At 67.8% G+C, this 17,814-nt stretch carries 13 protein-coding genes and 1 pseudogene; 7 read left to right on the top strand and 7 right to left on the bottom strand.

Going from position 1 to position 17,814, the window contains the following annotated elements:
- Nucleotides 1–41 precede the first annotated feature (41 nt).
- Nucleotides 42–1,643, top strand: coding sequence for a fatty acyl-CoA synthetase (locus tag KB201_RS16405; protein ID WP_211539821.1), 1,602 nt, complete (start codon nt 42–44; stop codon nt 1,641–1,643).
- 21 nt (nt 1,644–1,664) lie between these two features.
- Here the strand turns inward: KB201_RS16405 and KB201_RS16400 are convergent, their stop codons facing one another.
- Genes KB201_RS16400 through KB201_RS16390 form a run of 3 tightly spaced genes read right to left on the bottom strand, consistent with a single transcriptional unit; the run spans nt 1,665 to nt 6,166 of the window.
- Nucleotides 1,665–4,037: a PEP/pyruvate-binding domain-containing protein gene (locus KB201_RS16400; protein WP_211539818.1), complete on the bottom strand. Its 2,373-nt coding sequence runs from the start codon at nt 4,035–4,037 to the stop codon at nt 1,665–1,667.
- The gene (locus KB201_RS16395; protein ID WP_211539816.1) at nt 4,034–5,029 is read right to left on the bottom strand and encodes a TIGR03617 family F420-dependent LLM class oxidoreductase; all 996 of its coding nucleotides are present in this window, start codon (nt 5,027–5,029) and stop codon (nt 4,034–4,036) included. The genes KB201_RS16400 and KB201_RS16395 overlap by 4 nt, the downstream gene beginning before the upstream one ends.
- 9 nt (nt 5,030–5,038) lie before the next feature.
- On the bottom strand, nt 5,039–6,166 hold the full coding sequence (locus tag KB201_RS16390) for a hypothetical protein (RefSeq protein ID WP_249145788.1): 1,128 nt from the start codon (nt 6,164–6,166) through the stop codon (nt 5,039–5,041).
- Nucleotides 6,167–6,205: 39 nt separating this feature from the next.
- Between KB201_RS16390 and KB201_RS16385 the strand changes: the two genes are divergently transcribed.
- Together KB201_RS16385 and KB201_RS16380 are read left to right on the top strand one after the other, a co-directional pair.
- Complete coding sequence (locus KB201_RS16385) at nt 6,206–6,805, top strand: TetR-like C-terminal domain-containing protein (RefSeq protein ID WP_211539813.1); 600 nt, start codon at nt 6,206–6,208, stop codon at nt 6,803–6,805.
- Between the two features lie 143 nt (nt 6,806–6,948).
- Entirely contained in the window at nt 6,949–8,760 is a 1,812-nt protein-coding gene (locus KB201_RS16380; protein WP_211539812.1) for a BCCT family transporter, read from the top strand.
- 35 nt (nt 8,761–8,795) lie between these two features.
- Here the strand turns inward: KB201_RS16380 and KB201_RS16375 are convergent, their stop codons facing one another.
- Nucleotides 8,796–9,707 (bottom strand): LysR family transcriptional regulator, encoded by a 912-nt coding sequence (locus KB201_RS16375; protein WP_058249674.1) that lies wholly within the window; start codon nt 9,705–9,707, stop codon nt 8,796–8,798.
- 371 nt (nt 9,708–10,078) lie between these two features.
- Here KB201_RS16375 and KB201_RS25190 point away from each other — a divergent pair, with 371 nt between their 5' ends.
- Nucleotides 10,079–11,365 (top strand): diguanylate cyclase, encoded by a 1,287-nt coding sequence (locus KB201_RS25190; RefSeq protein ID WP_242697037.1) that lies wholly within the window; start codon nt 10,079–10,081, stop codon nt 11,363–11,365.
- Here KB201_RS25190 and KB201_RS16365 read toward each other — a convergent pair.
- A complete protein-coding gene (locus tag KB201_RS16365; RefSeq protein WP_058249673.1) occupies nt 11,313–12,677 on the bottom strand; it encodes an FAD-binding oxidoreductase in 1,365 nt (454 codons plus the stop codon). The two genes, KB201_RS25190 and KB201_RS16365, sit on opposite strands and share 53 nt — an antisense overlap.
- An 85-nt stretch (nt 12,678–12,762) precedes the next feature.
- Here KB201_RS16365 and KB201_RS16360 point away from each other — a divergent pair, with 85 nt between their 5' ends.
- Together KB201_RS16360 and KB201_RS16355 are read left to right on the top strand one after the other, a co-directional pair.
- Nucleotides 12,763–13,188: a nitroreductase/quinone reductase family protein gene (locus KB201_RS16360; RefSeq protein WP_068970840.1), complete on the top strand. Its 426-nt coding sequence runs from the start codon at nt 12,763–12,765 to the stop codon at nt 13,186–13,188.
- 47 nt (nt 13,189–13,235) lie between these two features.
- Nucleotides 13,236–14,186, top strand: coding sequence for a serine/threonine-protein kinase (locus KB201_RS16355; RefSeq protein ID WP_211539811.1), 951 nt, complete (start codon nt 13,236–13,238; stop codon nt 14,184–14,186).
- Nucleotides 14,187–14,190: 4 nt separating this feature from the next.
- On the opposite strand, the gene KB201_RS16350 is transcribed toward KB201_RS16355, so the two are convergent.
- The gene (locus KB201_RS16350) at nt 14,191–15,324 is read right to left on the bottom strand and encodes an amidohydrolase (protein WP_058249671.1); all 1,134 of its coding nucleotides are present in this window, start codon (nt 15,322–15,324) and stop codon (nt 14,191–14,193) included.
- Between the two features lie 123 nt (nt 15,325–15,447).
- On the opposite strand from KB201_RS16350, the pseudogene KB201_RS16345 reads away from it, so the two are divergent.
- A pseudogene (locus KB201_RS16345) lies at nt 15,448–16,611 on the top strand (FAD-binding oxidoreductase); the annotation flags it as partial.
- A gap of 38 nt (nt 16,612–16,649) precedes the next feature.
- On the opposite strand, the gene KB201_RS16340 reads toward KB201_RS16345, so the two are convergent.
- On the bottom strand, nt 16,650–17,726 hold the full coding sequence (locus KB201_RS16340; RefSeq protein ID WP_211539810.1) for a hypothetical protein: 1,077 nt from the start codon (nt 17,724–17,726) through the stop codon (nt 16,650–16,652).
- Nucleotides 17,727–17,814: the final 88 nt, after the last annotated feature.

Genomic DNA, 17,814 nt, shown 5'->3' with positions numbered 1-17,814 from the left:
TCCGGGTCGCCCAATCCCACCGGATCGAGAGGCACCCGCCCATGACGACGACTCCTCCCCTCGGCACCGACCTGATCGGCGCGGCGCGGTCGCACTCGCTCGGCGACATCCCGCGCAGGTCGGCCGCTCGGACGCCCGACAAGCCCGCCGTCATCCACCGTGACACCCGCCTGACCTTCCGGGAGTTCGACGACGCGGTCGACCGGTTCGCCGCCGCGTTGCACGCCGCCGGCCTGCGGCAGGGGCAGACCCTCGGCATCCTGTCGCACAACTGCTGGCAGTTTCCCGTGGTCATCTTCGCCGCCGCGCGGATCGGGGTCATCTCGGTCCCGATCAACTTCATGCTCACCGCGGCGGAGATCGCGTACATCCTCGAGGACTGCGGCGCGTCCGGCCTGATCGTCGAAGACGCGCTCGTGCCCACCGCCGACGAGGCGATCGCCGCATCCACCGCACCGGTGACCGTGCGTCGGTCGATCCCGCTCGGTCCCGGCCTTTCCGACTCCCGATGGCCGTCCGTCGACGACTGGGTGCGCGAACCGGCCGGGCCGCTGCCCGATGTCCGCGTCGCCGACGACGACGTCATCCGCATCATGTACACCTCCGGCACCGAATCCCGACCGAAGGGCGCCATGCACACGAGCCGGACGCTCATGTGGCAGTACATGAGTTGCGTGGTCTCGGGCGGGATGAGCGACGACGACATAGAGGTTCACTCGCTTCCGCTCTACCACTGCGCGCAACTGGACAACTTCCTGATCACCGACATCATGCTGGGCGCGACCAGCATCATCCTCGACCGTCCCGACACCGCAACGCTCCTCCGGACGGTGGCGCAGGAGGGTGCGACCAAACTCTTCTGCCCGCCGACCGTGTGGATCTCGTTGCTGAGTTCCCCCGACTTCGACCCGGATGCGCTGTCGTCGCTGCGCAAGGGCTACTACGGGGCCTCCGCGCTCCCCGTCGAGGTGCTGGGCGAACTGACCGCCGCCCTCCCCGCCCTCCGCCTGCGAAACTTCTACGGCCAGACCGAGATGGGCTCGCTCGCCACGGTTCTGGCGCCCGACGATCAGACCACGCGCGGCGGTTCCGCCGGCCGCCCCGCCCTGAACGTCGAGACGCGGGTCGTCGACTCCGACGGCCGGACCGTCCCTGCGGGTACCGTCGGCGAGATCGTGCATCGCAGCCCGCAGGTGACCGTCGGCTACCTCAATCTGCCCGAGAAGACGGCCGAGTCGTTCCGCGGGGGCTGGTTCCACAGCGGCGATCTCGGTTACTTCGACGGCGACGGATACCTGTGGGTGGTCGATCGGCAGAAGGACATGATCAAGACCGGCGGCGAGAACGTGTCGAGCCGCGAGGTCGAGGAAGTGTTGTTCGAACACCCTGCCGTGCAGGAAGCAGCGGTCATCGGCGTTCCGCATCCCTACTGGGTGGAAGCCGTTGCGGCGGTGGTGGTACCGGCCCCCGGGTACACGATCGACCCGGGATCGATCACCCAGCACTGCCGAGACCGGCTCGCGCCATACAAGATCCCGAAGATCGTGATCGCGAGCGAGTCCCTGCCCAAGAACCCCAGCGGCAAGATCCTCAAGCGCGACCTGCGTGACCTCTATGCCGACGTCGCCTCCGGTGATGGCTGAACCCGCTGGTTCTCAACCGGTTCAGCTCGCCTCGAGCCGTTCGACTATCCCGCGATCTCCATCGACCCGCACGCGGTCTCCCGTCCGCAACACCTGGGTGCCCACCAGGGTGTTCACGACGCACGGCAGTCCGTACTCGCGGGCGACCACCGCGCCGTGCGAGACCGAACTGCCGATGTCGGTGACCAGCGCACCGATGACGGTGAAGTACGGCGTCCAGCCGACGTCGGTGACGGGTGCCACGAGGATCTCGCCGCGCTGGACATCACGCGCCTCCACGATCGACTTCGCCACGCGCACCACGCCTTCGACGGTTCCCCGGCCCGCCGGTCGACCCACGATCCGGCCATCACCGACATTCCGCTCGGGAGCCACGACGCGCGGGGACGGGCGGCCGACCGACACATCGTCGAACTCGAGCCGATCCTGATACGACAACGCTTCTCGACGCTTCTGCGCGCTCTCGACGAGGTCGGTGATGTCGCCGGCGCCGACGACCCGGTGCAGCTCCGCACGGTCGAAGAAGAAGACGAGATCGGCGTCGGGAAGCCGCCCGGTCTCGGCCAACACCTCGCCGAGGTGCCGGTAACCGCGCTTGAGCCGATGTGCCATCAGCGCCATCCGCGACTTCGTCTCCTCGCGCCCCCGTGCACCCCCCTGCGCCAGGCGGGCGAGAAGCCTGATCGCGGCGGGCGGCGTTTCGTCGACAGCCGCCGGGGCCGAATTCCGAACGGCTCGGTCGAGCGCAGACCGCAGCATCACCTGCATCATCGCCCCCAGACCACCGGGGTCGTCGGCCCAGGACGGGTCGCGCATACACAGTTCGCGGTAACCGCGGTGACCGTGCCGCTCGAGGAAACGCTGCAACGCGCGACCGGCGTCACCGGAGGCCGACCGCAGCCCGGCGACCGCGACGTCCGGTGCGGCGGAGAGGAACTCCTCGGCCACCGCGGAATCGGCGGCGATCGTCCGTACGACGGCGTCGAGTTCGGCGAGCATCAGCGCGCTCTCGACTTCCGACGCACCGGCCATGAGCCGGGCGGCCTCGGCCTTACCGTCGTCCTCGGTGCGGCCGTCCTTCTCCGCGCGCCGGACCAGCACGCTCTCGAGCACATTCGCCGCGACGGCAGCGCGTGAGGACGACCGCACATGGATGAGGGTGACGTCGCAGTACTGGGCGACCCCGGCTTCCAGCTCCTGCCATACGATCCGGGGGTCGCGGCTCGTCGGCACCGCGAACCCGGCGATCTCACCGGGCAGTCGACGAATGGCGGGACCGACCGACAGCGCATGCGAGGTCAGCCGGACGGTGTTCCCGAGCTTGCGCCGGAACGGTTGTGGCGGCTTGGGTTCGAGTTCGTCGATGACCCGCCCGCAGATCGAGGTCGAGAACTGTTCCAGCGAATTGCCGAGGATGCCGGAACTCAGCGCCGTGCCCTCGGTCAGGTTCAGGAACATGTGCCCGTAGAAGTAACCCACCTGCAACCAGGGCTTCTCGTAGCACTCCTGCGCCCGGGCGACCACCTGCACCATCTGCATCGCGTAGTCGATCGCGAACCCGGAGACCGATGCGGTCAGCGGACAGAACGCGCCCGGCATCATCTCGCCGATGTTGCACCGTGTGTAGACATGGTCGGCGCCGGCCACCGGCGAGTCCATCTCGTTGAGGTCGCCGGGCAGCGTGGTGATGGGCCGCGCCTGCAACCACCAGAGCTCGCCAGACCTGTCGATCGCCCATTCGAGATCCATCGGCCGGCCCCACTCCTGCTCGGCCCGGCGGGCACCGGCACTGATGTCATCGATCTCCGTGGCCGACAAGACCGGCGCCGCAACGGTTTCGTGCACCACAACGGAACCGTCGGCATCGAGCACGAGGTGGTCGGGAGCAGCCGTCCCGTCGACGAGCGATTCGCCGAGTCCGGCGACGGCGTCGATGACCATGAGATCCCGACGGCCCGACGCCGGGTCCGCGGTGAACACCACACCCGCGGCGCGGGCGTCGACCATGCGCTGCACCACCACATTCATGGTGGCCGTGCCGTTACCGCTGTACGACGACGCGCGTCGCGAGTGCACCGAGTCGGCACACGCGCGGACCGCGGCGACAAAGCCATCCGGGGTGTCGACCCCCAGTACGGTGTCGTACTGGCCGGCGAAGGACTGGTCGTCCCCGTCCTCCCCCACCGCCGAGGACCGGACCGCGACCGGCGTCCAACCGGCGGCGGCCATCTCGTCGAATCGCGTTGTCGCAGCGTCGGACACCCCGGACGCGCCGGCGATGACGTACCCGGGCGGCACCGGGAGACCCAGTCGCCGCAGACGTGCGAGCCCGGCCGCCTTGCCGCCGTACCGGTCGTCGGCGATCTCCTCGAATTCGACTGTTTCCGAACTCATCTCGCGTCACCGCTGAGGGAGTCGACGATCTCGGCCAGCGGTTCGACACCGATGGGTCCCGGTTGGTAGAGGCAGATGCGGTCGGACACACCGTCGACGCGATCGCGAATGTGTGCGGCGATCTCGGCCGGAGTGCCGCAGGCCGCGATGGTGTGGAGGATCTCGTCGTCGATCAACCCGGCCATCTCCTGCCAGCGTCCCTGTTTGGACATCGTGTTGAGTTCCGGCTGCAGGTCACCCCATCCGTGCGCATCGAGGATGGGCCGGTATGCGGGAGTGGAACCGTAGAACGCCAACAACATTCGCGTCGACGCGTGATCGTCGTCTCGCCCGACCGAGACGATGATCTCGGGCACCACCTCGAAGTCGTCCTCGCTCCGACCGGCCGCCGCGAGACCGTCGCGGACCGCGGGCAGCGTCGTGCCGTGGAGGAACCGCTTCGATCCGAACGGCATCACCAGCAGACCGTCGGCGACCTCCGCGGTGGCACGGGTGAGGCGGGGCCCCAACGCGCCCAGGTAGATCGGTGGCGGTCCGTAGGGGTTGGGGCCGGGCACGAAGGTCGGCGTCATCAGGGTGTGCCGGTGGTACTGTCCCCGGAAGTCCAGACGCTCACCGTCGTTCCACGTCGCGAAGATGGCCCGCAGGGCGCCGACCATCTCCTTCATCCGCTCTACGGGACGGTCAAATTCGGCGCCGTACCGCTTCTCGATCTGTGCGCGCACCTGGGTACCGAGTCCGAGAATGAACTGTCCCTCGCTGAGCAGCTGCAGGTCGTTGGACTGGTGGGCGAGCTGGATCGGGTTGCGCGGCAGTGCGATCGCCACGTTGGACATGATGTCGAGCCCGTCGACCGCCGTCGCCAGCGCGAGCGGCGTGAACACGTCGTGCGGACCTTCGAAGGTGAACACGCCCGACGCGCCGGCCTCCTGCAGCGCCCGCGCGCGATCGACAGCTCCGACCGGATCGAACAACGCCGTCATGATTTTCATATCGATGTCCTAGCCGATCACATCGGTCCAGTCGGAGAATCCCGACGGGTGATGAGGACCGATGACGCCGTGCTCGAACAACCCGGCACCATGCCGGACGGTGCCGTCTGGTTCGGTACAGACGGCCGACCCGACGTGGTCGATGAGGCTGAAGGGCGCCCGCGCCATCACCTCCGGGTCGGTGAGGTCGAAGCTGACGCGTTCGGCGAACGGTCCGTCCTTCCATGTGCCGTGACCCCACGACGAGTCACCGCCGTACCCCGAGCCGAACGCGATGGGCGCGAACAGCTTCGACTCCACGTCGAGGACGACCCGGTCACCGGCCCGGGTCAGGAACTCGACGTGCGCACCCCGGGGAATCCGTGTGCCCGGCGCGTAGTCGATGGCGACGCGCACTCCGTCGAGTTGCTCGACGCGACCGTCCCGCCAGCGCCGCGTGCAGTCGTAGAGACTGCGATGACCGTCGGGATCCTCCTGCAGGATCAGGAACAACTGGAAGTCGTCGAAGGCCAGCGGCAGGTACAGCCACCACATGCCGCGGAAGGCGGTGTCGGGCCGGCCCGCGGGTTCGGACTCACCGACGGGGCGGATACCCCACGACCGGTCTCGACTCGCCACGCTGGTGTCGTGCTCGACCGTCAACCGCTCCCCGTCGACGTCGATCCACCCCTGCCAGCTGCCGACCTGCGCAAACCGGCACGCCTGCAGCGTGACCCGCCGTTCGGTGAGCATGTCGTGCGGCTTCTCCAGCGCCGCGGGGAAGAGACCGCGCCAGGTCAGGTCGGCGGAGATCCCCTCGGTCTCGGCCAGCGTCAGATGTAGTTCCTGCAGCGGCTCCACCACATCCAGGCGGTAGCCGTTGACGTTCTGCCGCAGACGGTCGTCGTCGATGGCGTCGCTCAGGTGCACCGCGGTCTGGGTGTCCCCGCGGCGGATGACGAAGTAGGCGTCCTTGACCCCGAGCCGGGGGTAGTAGCCGATACCGGTCAACGCCATGAACCGGCCCTCGCGGTCGAGGACGTTGAAATACGAACGGTCGTAGAAATTTCGGTCGGAGGTCGCGGGCCAGGTGATCGGCGCCGGTGCCTGGTGGATCGGATATTCATCGAGTGGACTGAGTTCCACGGACCCTCCCATAAATACGATGCACACCGTATTGGATCTATGCTGGGTCCCATGACAGCAGATGGCCGGAGGGAAAACAAGAGGCCGAACCCTTCGTCGCCCGGACGGCCCCGCGACGGGCGCATCGATGCCGCGATCATCGCGGCCACCCGCGAGCTCATCCTCGAGACGGGTTACCCGGCGTTGTCCCTCTCGGCGATCGCGGCCCGCGCGGGCACCACCACCGCGGCCATCTACCGGCGCTGGTCCGGCAAGGCCCAGCTCGTCCACGAAGCAATTCTGGCCGCCGAAACCCTGGAACCGCCAACGGGTTCAGGTGACGCCCGACAGGACATCCGGGCCCTTGTCGAGATCGTGCGTGCCATGTTCAACCGACCCGAGGTGCGCGTGGCGCTTCCGGGTCTCATCGCCGACACCGTGGCCTCACCCGAGCTGCACAGTCAGATGATCGCCCGGCTCGCCGGCGACCTCACCGCCTTCGAATCCCGGTTCGGTCAGGAACGCCGGGGCGACGACCGGTTGCCCATGCTCGCGGAGGTCGTCGCCGGTACCGCGATCTTCCGCATCCTCATCCGCAGCGACGCCGCACTCGACGACGCGTGGGTCGAGGAGATGGTCGAGCTGATCACCGAGCGGTGGCCGTCGACGTGACGTCGTGAGGATCAAGCCGTCGCGGATCGCGGCCTCACCCCGGTCGGCCGCGAGATCGCGGTGTCCGTAAGGTCGAAAATCGGACACGGCGATTCGCTGTCGCCGCCGTAGCACGTACAGCTCTTGAGCCGAGGGAGTCCCCCATGTTCCGCAACGCGTGGCGCGAACTGCACAAACCGGTGTTCCTCACCGCGTCGGCCGTCATCTTCGGTCTGATCATCTTCGCGGTGATCTACGCTCAGACCGCGGCCGACGCCTTCGACAAACTGAACACATGGATCACCGACGGCGTGGGCTGGTGGTACGTCCTGATCGCCACCGGCTTCGTCCTGTTCGCGGTGTACTGCGCGATCAGCCGGATCGGCACCATCAAGCTCGGCGAGGACGACGAGGACCCCGAGTTCGGGGTGCTCTCCTGGTTCGCCATGCTCTTCGCTGCCGGGATGGGCATCGGACTCGTGTTCTACGGCGTGGCCGAGCCTCTCTCGCACTACGTGAACCCGCCCGAGGCCGGCGGCATCCCGGGTGGCACCGACGCCGCGGCCAATCAGGCGATGGAACTGACGCTCTATCACTGGGGTCTGCACGCCTGGGCGATCTACGTCGTCGTCGGACTCGGCCTGGCCTACATGACCTTCCGCAAGGGACGGCCGTTGTCCGTCCGGTGGCTGCTCGAGCCGCTCCTCGGCCGCGAACGCGTCGAGGGCTGGCTGGGTCACGCGGTCGACATCGTCGCCATCGTCGGCACTCTGTTCGGCGTCGCGACCTCGCTTGGCTTCGGCATCCAGCAGATCAGCGCCGGTCTCGATTACCTCGGATGGGTCGACGTCAACAACTGGATCATCGTCGCGCTGATCATCGGCATCACCGGCCTGGCCATCTTCTCGGTGGTCACCGGGGTGACCAAGGGCCTGCGGTGGCTGTCCAACCTCAACATGGCCGTCGCGGCGGCACTGACCGTCTTCGTCCTGCTCCTCGGTTCGACGCTCTTTCTCATCCAGTCGTGGGTGCAGAACATCGGCAACTACATCCAGGCCTTCCCCGATCTGATGCTGCGCACGGCGCCGTTCACCGACGACGGATGGGAGGGCGCGTGGACGATCTTCTACTGGGGCTGGTGGATCAGCTGGGCGCCGTTCGTCGGTATGTTCATCGCGCGGATCTCGCGGGGCCGGACGATCCGGCAGTTCATCGGTGGCGTGCTCATCATGCCGACCCTGGTCAGCACCATATGGTTCACCGTGTTCGGCGACTCGGGCATCCTGCGGCAGATGGAGTTCGGCGACATGCTCGTCGACGGCGAGGTCGACACGAACACGTCGTTGTTCCAGCTCCTCGACACCTTGCCGATGTCGGCCATCAGCAGCGTCGTCGCAATCGTCATCGTCGTGCTGTTCTTCGTCACGTCTTCGGACTCGGGGTCGTTGGTCATCGACATGCTGGCTACCGGCGGCAAGATCGACACCCCGAAACTCACCCGCGTCTACTGGGCGTCGCTGCAGGGCGTGGCGGCCGCGGTCCTGCTGCTGGTCGGCGGCACCAGTTCGCTGACCGCGCTCCAGACGATGTCGATCGCCACGGCGGTGCCGTTCTCCATCGTCATGGTGCTGGCGTGCATCTCGCTGCTCCGTGCGTTCCACTACGACGTCGCGGTCCGTCCGCGGTATGTGCAACTGAGCACAACCGAACCCGCCGGGGGGTCCGCGGATACTGCGGACATGTCGGCGGCGCAGCACCATCGTCACCGCAGGGCACGCCAGCCGGTGTCGGCGACCTTCGCGGGCCTGCCCGGCGAGGGAGCGGTCCGCAATCGCGACGGATCGCCCATGGTGCTCGCAGTCCGTGAGGTGCCGCATCATGCGGTGACGGTCAATCCAGAGACCGGCTCGTTCGCGGTGTCCGAAGGGCACGAACCGGAGAACCCCCTCGGGAACGACCCGACCGAGAAGGGCTGAGCAGCGTCGGTCCAGGATCGTCGCGCGGGGTCGGGTCAGAGCGAGTTCTCGGCCGCGGCGAGGATCTGTCGCCGAAGGGTCGACGAGGTGTTGGGCAACCACATCGCGCGGACGGGTGCGAACGGCGGATCGGTGAACTCGACGATCCGGATGCGGTTGACGTAGATCCAGCCGGGTTCATTGGTGACGAAGGCGCACGCCTTCGGGTGTGCGATCACCGCCGTGTGCGGGGGCGTACCCAGCAGGGTCGACAGGATGATCTTCGGTTCGAATCCGGCGCGCCGGCACATGCCGACGAGGATGTCGGTGTACTCGTACTCGTGCTCGGGACCCCAGACGACGATCTCGTAGCCGGCGAGGTCGGCCATGTCGACCCGGTCGTGCGCGGCCAGCGGGTGATCGGCACGCACCGCCAGACGCAGTTCGTGTTGTGTCGCGATGGTGGTGGCCATGTCCGGCGGGGCCGCCACGCCTCGTCCGAGAGCCATGTCGATGGCTCCCGACAGCAACTCGTCGCGGATGAGTTCGGCGAAGACCGGTCGTACCGTGATCGGCACCGACGAGTCGGCGAGCACCACCGGTTCGATGATCCGGAAGACCTCGGAGGAGGCGAGGTCCGGGGCGTGACCGATCACGAACGGCGCAGGCGAGCCGGCGTCCACCCGTCGTACCTGCGTCGCGAGCTGTTCGCCACCGGCCAGCAACGGCACTGCACCACGGTAGAGCGCCTCACCGGCAGGCGTCGGCGTGAGGCTTCGGCGCGACCGCGAGAAGAGCTCTACCCCCAGGTGTCGCTCGAGTTCGCGGATCGCCGAGGAGAGCGCTTGCTGGCTGATGAACAGGTCATCCGCGGCGACACGAAGGCTGGGCGCCTCCATCACCACGACGAACATCCGCAGTCGTCGGAGGTCGATATCACGTAGTCCGGGCTCCCCGGGACCATTCATCAACGATCTCCTGTCAGTTATCCCGATTGATGTGATTGTAGGTTGACCATCGAGCCAATATGCTGGATTCCGCGAGGCCAGGTTCGCGCCGGCCACATCGCATTCGGACTACCTGCTGGGGTCCCTCCCGCGGAGGGGACGGGAGGACCCCAGCAGGCGGCGGCTGATCGGGCCCGATCGGCACGACCGTCTCAGCGCGCATCAGATCGACGGCGATTCTGCCGATTCTTACATCTTTCGCTCCGTTGGGTCATATCGCGGATTTCGAGAAGAAACGATCTTTAATCGTCCTCTAAACTCCGTAACGTGTGTTCGACGATTCTTCGTCGCGACATGCATGCGCGTCACGCGCATCACGAGTGAAAGAGGACGTGGCCATCGAGCACCGACAACGCGGAGACCACGAGGAACGGCCCGCCGCACGTTTCCGGGCTCTTCGCCACGGGCCGGCCACCGATGAGATATCCGGACACCCCCACCTTTTCTACGACAACGCAGATCACGTCCTCAAACAGGTCCGGATGCGCGAATGGCATGTCCGCGTCACCATCGCCGTATTGGTCGCGGTCTGCGGAGCGCTCGGTACGATCGCGCTCTTCACGCCGAGTGGCACACAGGGATCCGTCCCGCGCTCGATCGCCCTCGGCATCGTCGCCGCCACCACGATCCCGATGGCTTTCGTGGTCAGCCGGGTCCACCTCGGCGTGATCTGGTGGACCAAGCAGTCGTCGATAAGGGGGTTCAACACCCTGTTCGTCCTATGGGCCGACGCTGTGCTGACCGTTGCGATCCTCGCCATCTCCGACATCATCCTGGCCCAGTTCTGCGCCGTGATCTTCGCTGTCATCGGGTCATATGTGGCGCATTTCGTCCGGTCCCCGGTCGCGTACGCCCACATGATCTACTCGAGCATCGCGGTCTGCGCGATGGGCCTCATGTCGTGGGCAGATGGCACTCCGGTGTTGAACGTCCTGTTCACCACCCTCGCATTGTTGGTCGTCACCAATGGCACAACGGCCCTTCATCGCAGTTACACATCCGATTTCCAGCGATCGCTGAAACATCAGCTCACCATGGCAAATACCGATTCGCTCACCGGATTGCTGAATCGTCGCGGCTTCATCTACGCGACGACGACAATGCTCCGTCGGAGCCCCGCTCAACCGTTCGCCTTAATCACCGCGGATGTCGACCGGTTCAAGGCCATCAACGACGAACACGGTCACGCGACGGGTGACGACGTCCTGGAGCGGGTCGCGGCGATTCTGCAGGGGGCCACCGACGAGCAGGCCATCGTCGCGCGACTCGGCGGTGACGAGTTCGCGATCGCGACGCTTGCCGACGAGACCTCGGTGCGCGCGCTCGCCGAACGCATCCGCGCGCGGCGCATCACGATCCCCGGTGGTGCGACCGCGACGATGAGCCTGGGGATCGCCGTGGGTGCCACACCAGGCGGCCACATGTCCGCCGACGACGCCGACGCCTTCATCCGGCACGAGTTCGACGTCGCCGACCACGCGCTCTTCGACGCCAAGGCCGCAGGCCGCGACACCTATGTGGTGGCGGGGCGCACCGCGGCCTCCCGGTCCACCGGAGGACGCCCGGCTACAACAGCACGCCCGGGTTCAGCAGACCGTCGGGGTCGAGAGCCTGCTTGATCCGAGCCGTCAGTTCCATGACGTCGGGCCCCACCTGGTCGGGCAGCCAGCCCTTCTTCAGTCGCCCCACCCCGTGCTCGCCGGTGATGGTGCCGCCCAACTCGATCGCGAGGTCCATGATCTGACCGAAGGCGACCTGCGCGCGCTTCGCCTCGTCCACATCGGCGGGGTCGAAGACGATCAGCGGGTGCGTGTTGCCGTCGCCGGCGTGGGCGATCACCGAGATCATCACCCGGTTGCCGGCCGCGATCTCGGCGACACCGTCGATGAGGTCGGGCAACGAGGGCAGCGGTACGCCGACGTCCTCGAGCAGCAACGATCCCAGCTTCTCCACCGCCGGGATCGCCGCGCGGCGGGCCGCGGTGAACGCCTCGCCCTCGACGGGGTCGTCGGTCGCGAAGACCTCGCCGGCGCCATTGGACTCGAACGCCTTCCGGATGAACTCGACCTCGGCCGCGCCGGCCGCACCCGGGGCGTCGGACTGGGCGACGAGCAGCGCCCCGGCCTCTCGGTCGAGGCCCATCCGCAACAGGTCCTCGACGGCGTTGATGGCCACCGAGTCCATGAACTCGAGCATCGCGGGACGCATTTCCCCGGTCACCGCCAGCACCGCTCGGCTGGCGTCGTGCACCGAACCGAACACACCGACGACGGTGCTCGCGGGGCCTTGCGGTGGCAACAGCCGCAGGGTGACCTCGGTGATGATCCCGAGCAGCCCCTCGCTGCCCACGAACAGCTTGGTCAGCGGCAGGCCCGCGGAGTCTTTGAGCTGCTTGCCGCCGACGCGTACCGCCCGGCCGTCGGCCAGCACCACCTCCAGGCCCAGGACGTAGTCCGTGGTGACGCCGTACTTGACGCAGCACAGTCCGCCCGCGTTGGTGGCGACATTCCCGCCGATCGAGCAGATCTCGAACGACGACGGGTCCGGCGGATACCACAGCCCCGACGCGGCGGCCGCGGCCTTCACCTCCGAGTTGAACAGTCCGGGTTGGACGACGGCGGTGCGCGTCGCCGGGTCGACGTCGATGTCCCGCATCTTCTCGGTGGACAGCATGATCGCGCCGTCGACCGCCGTCGACCCGCCCGACAGACTGGTACCCGCACCCCGCGTGATGACCGGGACACCGTTGGCGGCACACCAGCGAACGGTGTCCTGCACTTCGGCGGTGGTGGTCGGCCGAACCAGCGCGAGCGGGGTGCCGGCCGTCGGATCGGCGGCACGGTCCTGCCGGTAGCCGGCGAGGATGTCGGCGTCGGTGACCACCATGCCGTCGGGAAGGGAAGCGGCCAGCGAACTCGGGTCGGCACTCATCTGTTCAGAGTATTCGCAGACCGAACGACCACGGTTTCAGATTGATACATGGCCGGAAACGCCGGGCACCGCGACAATGAGCGACGTGAACGATTTCAACGCGACCGTCATCAACGAGTTCCGCTCCAACAACGGGCATGTGGACACCGCCGGCTTCGGCAAGAACCTGGTGCTCCTGCACACGCTGGGCGCCAAGTCCGGCGAGCCGCGGATCAGTCCCCTGTTCGCCCTGCCCGACGCCGACAGCTGGCTGGTGATCGGCTCGTACGCCGGTTCGCCGAAGGCCCCGGCGTGGGTGCACAACCTGCGGGCACATCCCGAATCGGTCGCCGTGGAGGCGCCGGCGGAGAACGGCGTCGAACGGCTCGACACCGCGGTGACCGAAGTCGAGGGTGACGACTGGGAACCCGCGTGGCAGAAGTTCATCTCGGCATCCGAGCAGTTCCTGAAGTACACCGAGACCGCGCAGGGCCGCCGGTTCCCGATCTTCCGGCTGACACCGGCTCGCTGACCCGGCGGTTACCGCCGTCGGCCCGCGAACGCCACTACCCTGGCAGGGTGTTCGAGGTTGGCGAGAGCGTGGCCGGCTTCACCATCGACGACTTCCTCGGTGGCGGGGCGAGCGCCGATGTGTTCCGGGTCCATCGCACCGGCGACGACGGGGACCCGTCGTGCGATGGGCCGCTGGCCCTGAAGGTACTGCACCCGAACGCGTCCGACCACGCGCGGGTCCGGGAGCGCTTCGAGCGGGAATTCGGGATCGCGTCGCTGCTCGACCATCCGCACATCGTGCGCATGATCGAGCACGGCGAGATCGCCTCGCCGCGCGGGTCGCTCGGGCCGCGGCACCTGCCGTCGATGTGGCTGACCATGCAGTACATCGGCGGCCCCGCGGCGACCGCACTCGTCCCCGAGCGCGGCGACGAGCCGGACATGGACACCATCCTGCGGGTGGCGATGCAGATCGCCGATGCGCTGGATCATGCGCATTCGCAGGACATCCTGCATCGCGACGTCAAACCCGCGAACATCCTCCTCTCCCGCACCCCGCGATCTGTGGGTACACCCCTCGACGCCTACCTCTCGGACTTCGGGATCGCCCAGTTCCTCGACGACACCCGTCCACTCGCGCGCAACGGTCGTGTGCAGGGTTCCATCGGCTACGCCTCGCCCGAACTACTGCAGGCCCAGAAGCTCACCCCCGCAACCGATTTCTACGCATTCGCGTGCACGCTCGTCGAACTCATCACGGGCACACCGCCGTATCCGCGGAACACCGCTTTCGCGATCACCTATGCCCACCTCAACGACGACCCGCCGAAACTCACCCGACGCCGCCCCTGGCTGCCGTCGGCGATGAACTCGATCTTCGCCAAGGCGCTGGCGAAGTCACCGGAGGACCGGTATCCCTCGTGCACCGCCCTCGTCGAGATCCTGACCCGGCTCATGCGGGACGTGCCCGTGCCGGAGTCGCCGCAACGTTCGACGCGGTGGCCCCGCGGCCGGTGAGCGGTCAACCCGCCGCGTCATCGATCGTATAGACACGAACAGCGGTGTCGCGGAAGATCTTCCGCAGAGCCTCCGAACCCCACTGGGACACACAGTCGACGAGCGCGCCGACCAGCACGTCGACCGCGGCGTTGGGCCGGTCGATCGGATAGTTGGACCCGAACATGATGCGGTCCGACCCGAAATGGGTGACGATGTGCTCGACGAAGGGACCGATCATCTCGGCGAGCGTGGCCTGACCGCCGATGTTGCCCCACCGTTCGTGACCGTAACCCAGTATCGGCATCGCCAGACCCGACAGTTTGACGACGACGTTGCGGTGGTTCGCGAGGGTCGTCATCCGTTCTCGCCACAATCGCCAGATGTCCGCGCGCGCAGCGGCTGTCGCGCCGGTGCGGACACCGACGGGACCGAAGACCCCCGCCGGGATGCCGAAGTGGTCGAGGACGATCGTCGTGTCCGGGTACTCCCGGGCCAGCAGGATGACGTCGTACAGCTGATGGGAGTACACCGACGCCTCGAAGACCAGATCGCGGCTCGCGAGTTCGGCGAACCCCTCGAGGAACGCCGTCGAGGACAGCAGGTTGTCGGTGTCCCCGCCGTCGCGGACTCGCGGATCAGGATGTCGGGACGCGACGATGCGGATGCCGCGGAACCGCGGGGAGGCCGCGAACTGTTCGTCGAGCATGGTCGCGAACGTGCGGGTCCGCGGATCGCCGTGCGAGATGACGGCGCCGAGGCGGGGGGTACCGGCCTGGCCGAACGGCAGGCTCTCGAGATATCGGGTCTCCTCGACGGCGGTGCTGTCCACCGGGGGCTCCGCGGCGTCGGCGACCTCGCGGCGCCAATGCGACTCGACGTGCACCACCGTGTCGATCGGTACCCCCACCACGGTCGGCACCAGCGCCGCATCGGTGGCGTACTGGCGCGGCTCGTAGGCCCGGGCCACGGTGCGCGGGGTCAGGATGTACTCGCGGTCGGCGCGCGAGACCACGAGCGGAAACACCCGGTCGCCCAAGGTGGGGACGAACCCGTACAGCCGCGACGCCCGCGTCGCCGCCCACGGGGTGCGCCGCGGGTTCCAGTGCTGCACATGGGCATCAACGATGCCCGTGAGGACCCCTTCGAGGGACGTCATCCCCGTACCTTGCCATACCTCATCACTGTCCGACATGGGATGCCGGATCCTGAATTGTGACGTGTTGAAGGACTAGTGTGGGTCTCTTGAACCGGGTGGGGAGACGAGCCGCGACGGAGGTGTGATCTTTTCGAGATGGCGACACATACGCGCCACGCGCTGCATCAGCTGCGGACGGCTGTCAATCGACAGCCCGACCGGTTCGTCACCAACGTCTACACCCGGATGTTTGCGATCGATCCCGACCTGCGTGACCTGTTCGGGGTGTCGATGGCGGCCCAGCGAGTGGCCTTCCATCGGGTCATCGACCATGTGCTGGAAGCGATCCCGGCCGAGTCGGGTCACGCCGAACTCGTGGAGTTCCTCGCGCAGCTCGGACGCGACCATCGCAAGTTCGGGGTCGAGCCCGAGCATTACCACGTGATGTACGCCGCCCTGATGGGCGAGTTCGGCAGCCTCATGGCCGGTTACTGGGACGCCGAGACCGAACAGACCGTCTCGCAGGCGATGATGCTGGTCACCGGGGTCATGCGGGGCGCGGCCGAGAGCGCGACCCATCCTGCGCGCTGGACCGCCGAGGTCGTCGAGAAGTACCGGATCACCCGGGACCTCGCGGTCGTCCGACTCCTCGCCCACTCGCCGCTGACGTTCAACACGGGCCAGTACCTCGAGGTGCACACCCCGCAATGGCCCAAGCAGTGGCGCAATCTGTCCCCCGCCATCCCGCCCAACCCGGCCGGTGAACTGGAGTTCCACGTGCGTGCGATCCCCCGTGGAACGGTCAGCACCGCGATCGTGAGCGAGACCAGCATCGGCGATGTGTGGACCCTCGCCCAGGGGCACGGGACGCTGCACGTCGACCGCGACAGCAAGGTCCTCATGGTGGCGGGCGGGACCGGGCTCGCACCGCTGCGGGCGTTGTTGATCGAGATGTCCATGCGCGCGGATTCGCCGGAGACGCACATCTTCTACGGCATGCGCTACCCGGGCGAGCTCTACGACCTGACCGTCCTGCGCCGCATCGCGTCGACCAATCCCTGGCTGCGGGTCACCGCCGTGTCCCAGGAGGAGAGCGATCCGTGGTGGATCAACGCGGTGGCGACACCCGCCGAGCTCGGCATCGACCACGAGATCGGCACCCTCGCCGACGTCGTGGCCCGGTCCGGTGACTGGCAGGACCGTCAGGTGCTCATCGCGGGATCACCGCAGATGATCGAGAACACCCGACGCACGCTGATCATCGCGGGTGTCCGGGCCAGCCGCATCCAGCACGACCCGGTGTTCTGAGCCGGCACAAGAGTTGACTTCCCCGAACCGGTTGCAGCTCAGGGGACTTCGAGGCTCGGCTCGCTGCCGGCCGGAGCCGTGACCGTTTCGGTCTCGGTCACGGTGTACGTCTCGGGAGCCGACTCGGTCACCGTCTCCGTTCGAGTGACCGGACGCGGGGTGCTGGTGACCGTCGTCGTGCGGACGGAGGTCTCAGTCTCGGTCTCGGTGACCGTCGCCTCCTGGGTCGAGGTGACCGCTGCCGGTGTCTCGGTCACGGTGACGGGCGCGGGTTCGGCGACCGTTGACTCGGCGGTGAGGATGAGCGTCATCCCGACGGCGGCCAGGAACACGGCCGCGCCGATGGCGGCGCCGACGAACCACCAGCGACGTCCCGTGGACGTCCGCGGGGCGACGGGGGGTGCTGCCGCGGCTACCACCGCGGCGTCGGCCGCACCGAGGGCCGAGGCCAGCGCCGGGTTGTCCGCGACGGTGACGGGGCGTTGCGCCGCGTACTCGAAGGCCGGCGCGATGCCGGGGAGTTGCGCGCCGGGGCCGACCACGATGACCGACGTGATGTCACGCCCGCGCGGCAGGCGGGTGACCGCCGTCGCGAGCCGGGTCGCCGCGTCGGGGTCGGTGACCGAGGCGATCTCGCCCGGCGCGAAGTCGGTCGTGCCGAGGACGGCGCCGGAGGACGTGTCGACGGTGGCGAGGGTCGTGCCGGCGGCCGGCGCGGCATCGCGATCCAGGTCGACGACGGCCACCACCCCACCGCGCGTCGCATGCGTGCATGCGATCTCGGCGAGTGCGGCGGCATAGCCGGTGACGACGACCTTCTCCGTCCACGACGGCCCGGTGCCGGCGCCCGGCGCGAAGGCCCGTGCCAGGTGGTCGCGGACGTCTGCGCGGGACGCCGAGATGCCGATGCGGTCGACCTCCACGGGGACGGAATCGACGAGTTCGAGGATCGCGGCCTCGGCACCGGCCGCCGACGCGTCCGGGAGGTCGACGAGATTGCTCGCCAGGACGTGGCCGTCGGCGTCGCGGACCACCGAGCTGATCTGGTCGTCGACGACGGAGATACCCAGGACCACGAACCCTGGCATCGGGCCGTTTGCCGGTACCTCGGACATGGTTCACCTCCCGTCGCCGACCTTGCTGTGGCGTTCTGACCCGCAAGCCTAGCGGCTGACGCGAGGACCGGGGCATCCGGCTGTGTCC

This window comes from Gordonia sp. SCSIO 19800, assembly GCF_018132775.1.
GTDB classification, from domain to species: domain Bacteria; phylum Actinomycetota; class Actinomycetes; order Mycobacteriales; family Mycobacteriaceae; genus Gordonia; species Gordonia hongkongensis.
Note: the sequence above shows the minus strand (reverse complement) of the source record. Positions and strands in the feature narration are given on the sequence as shown.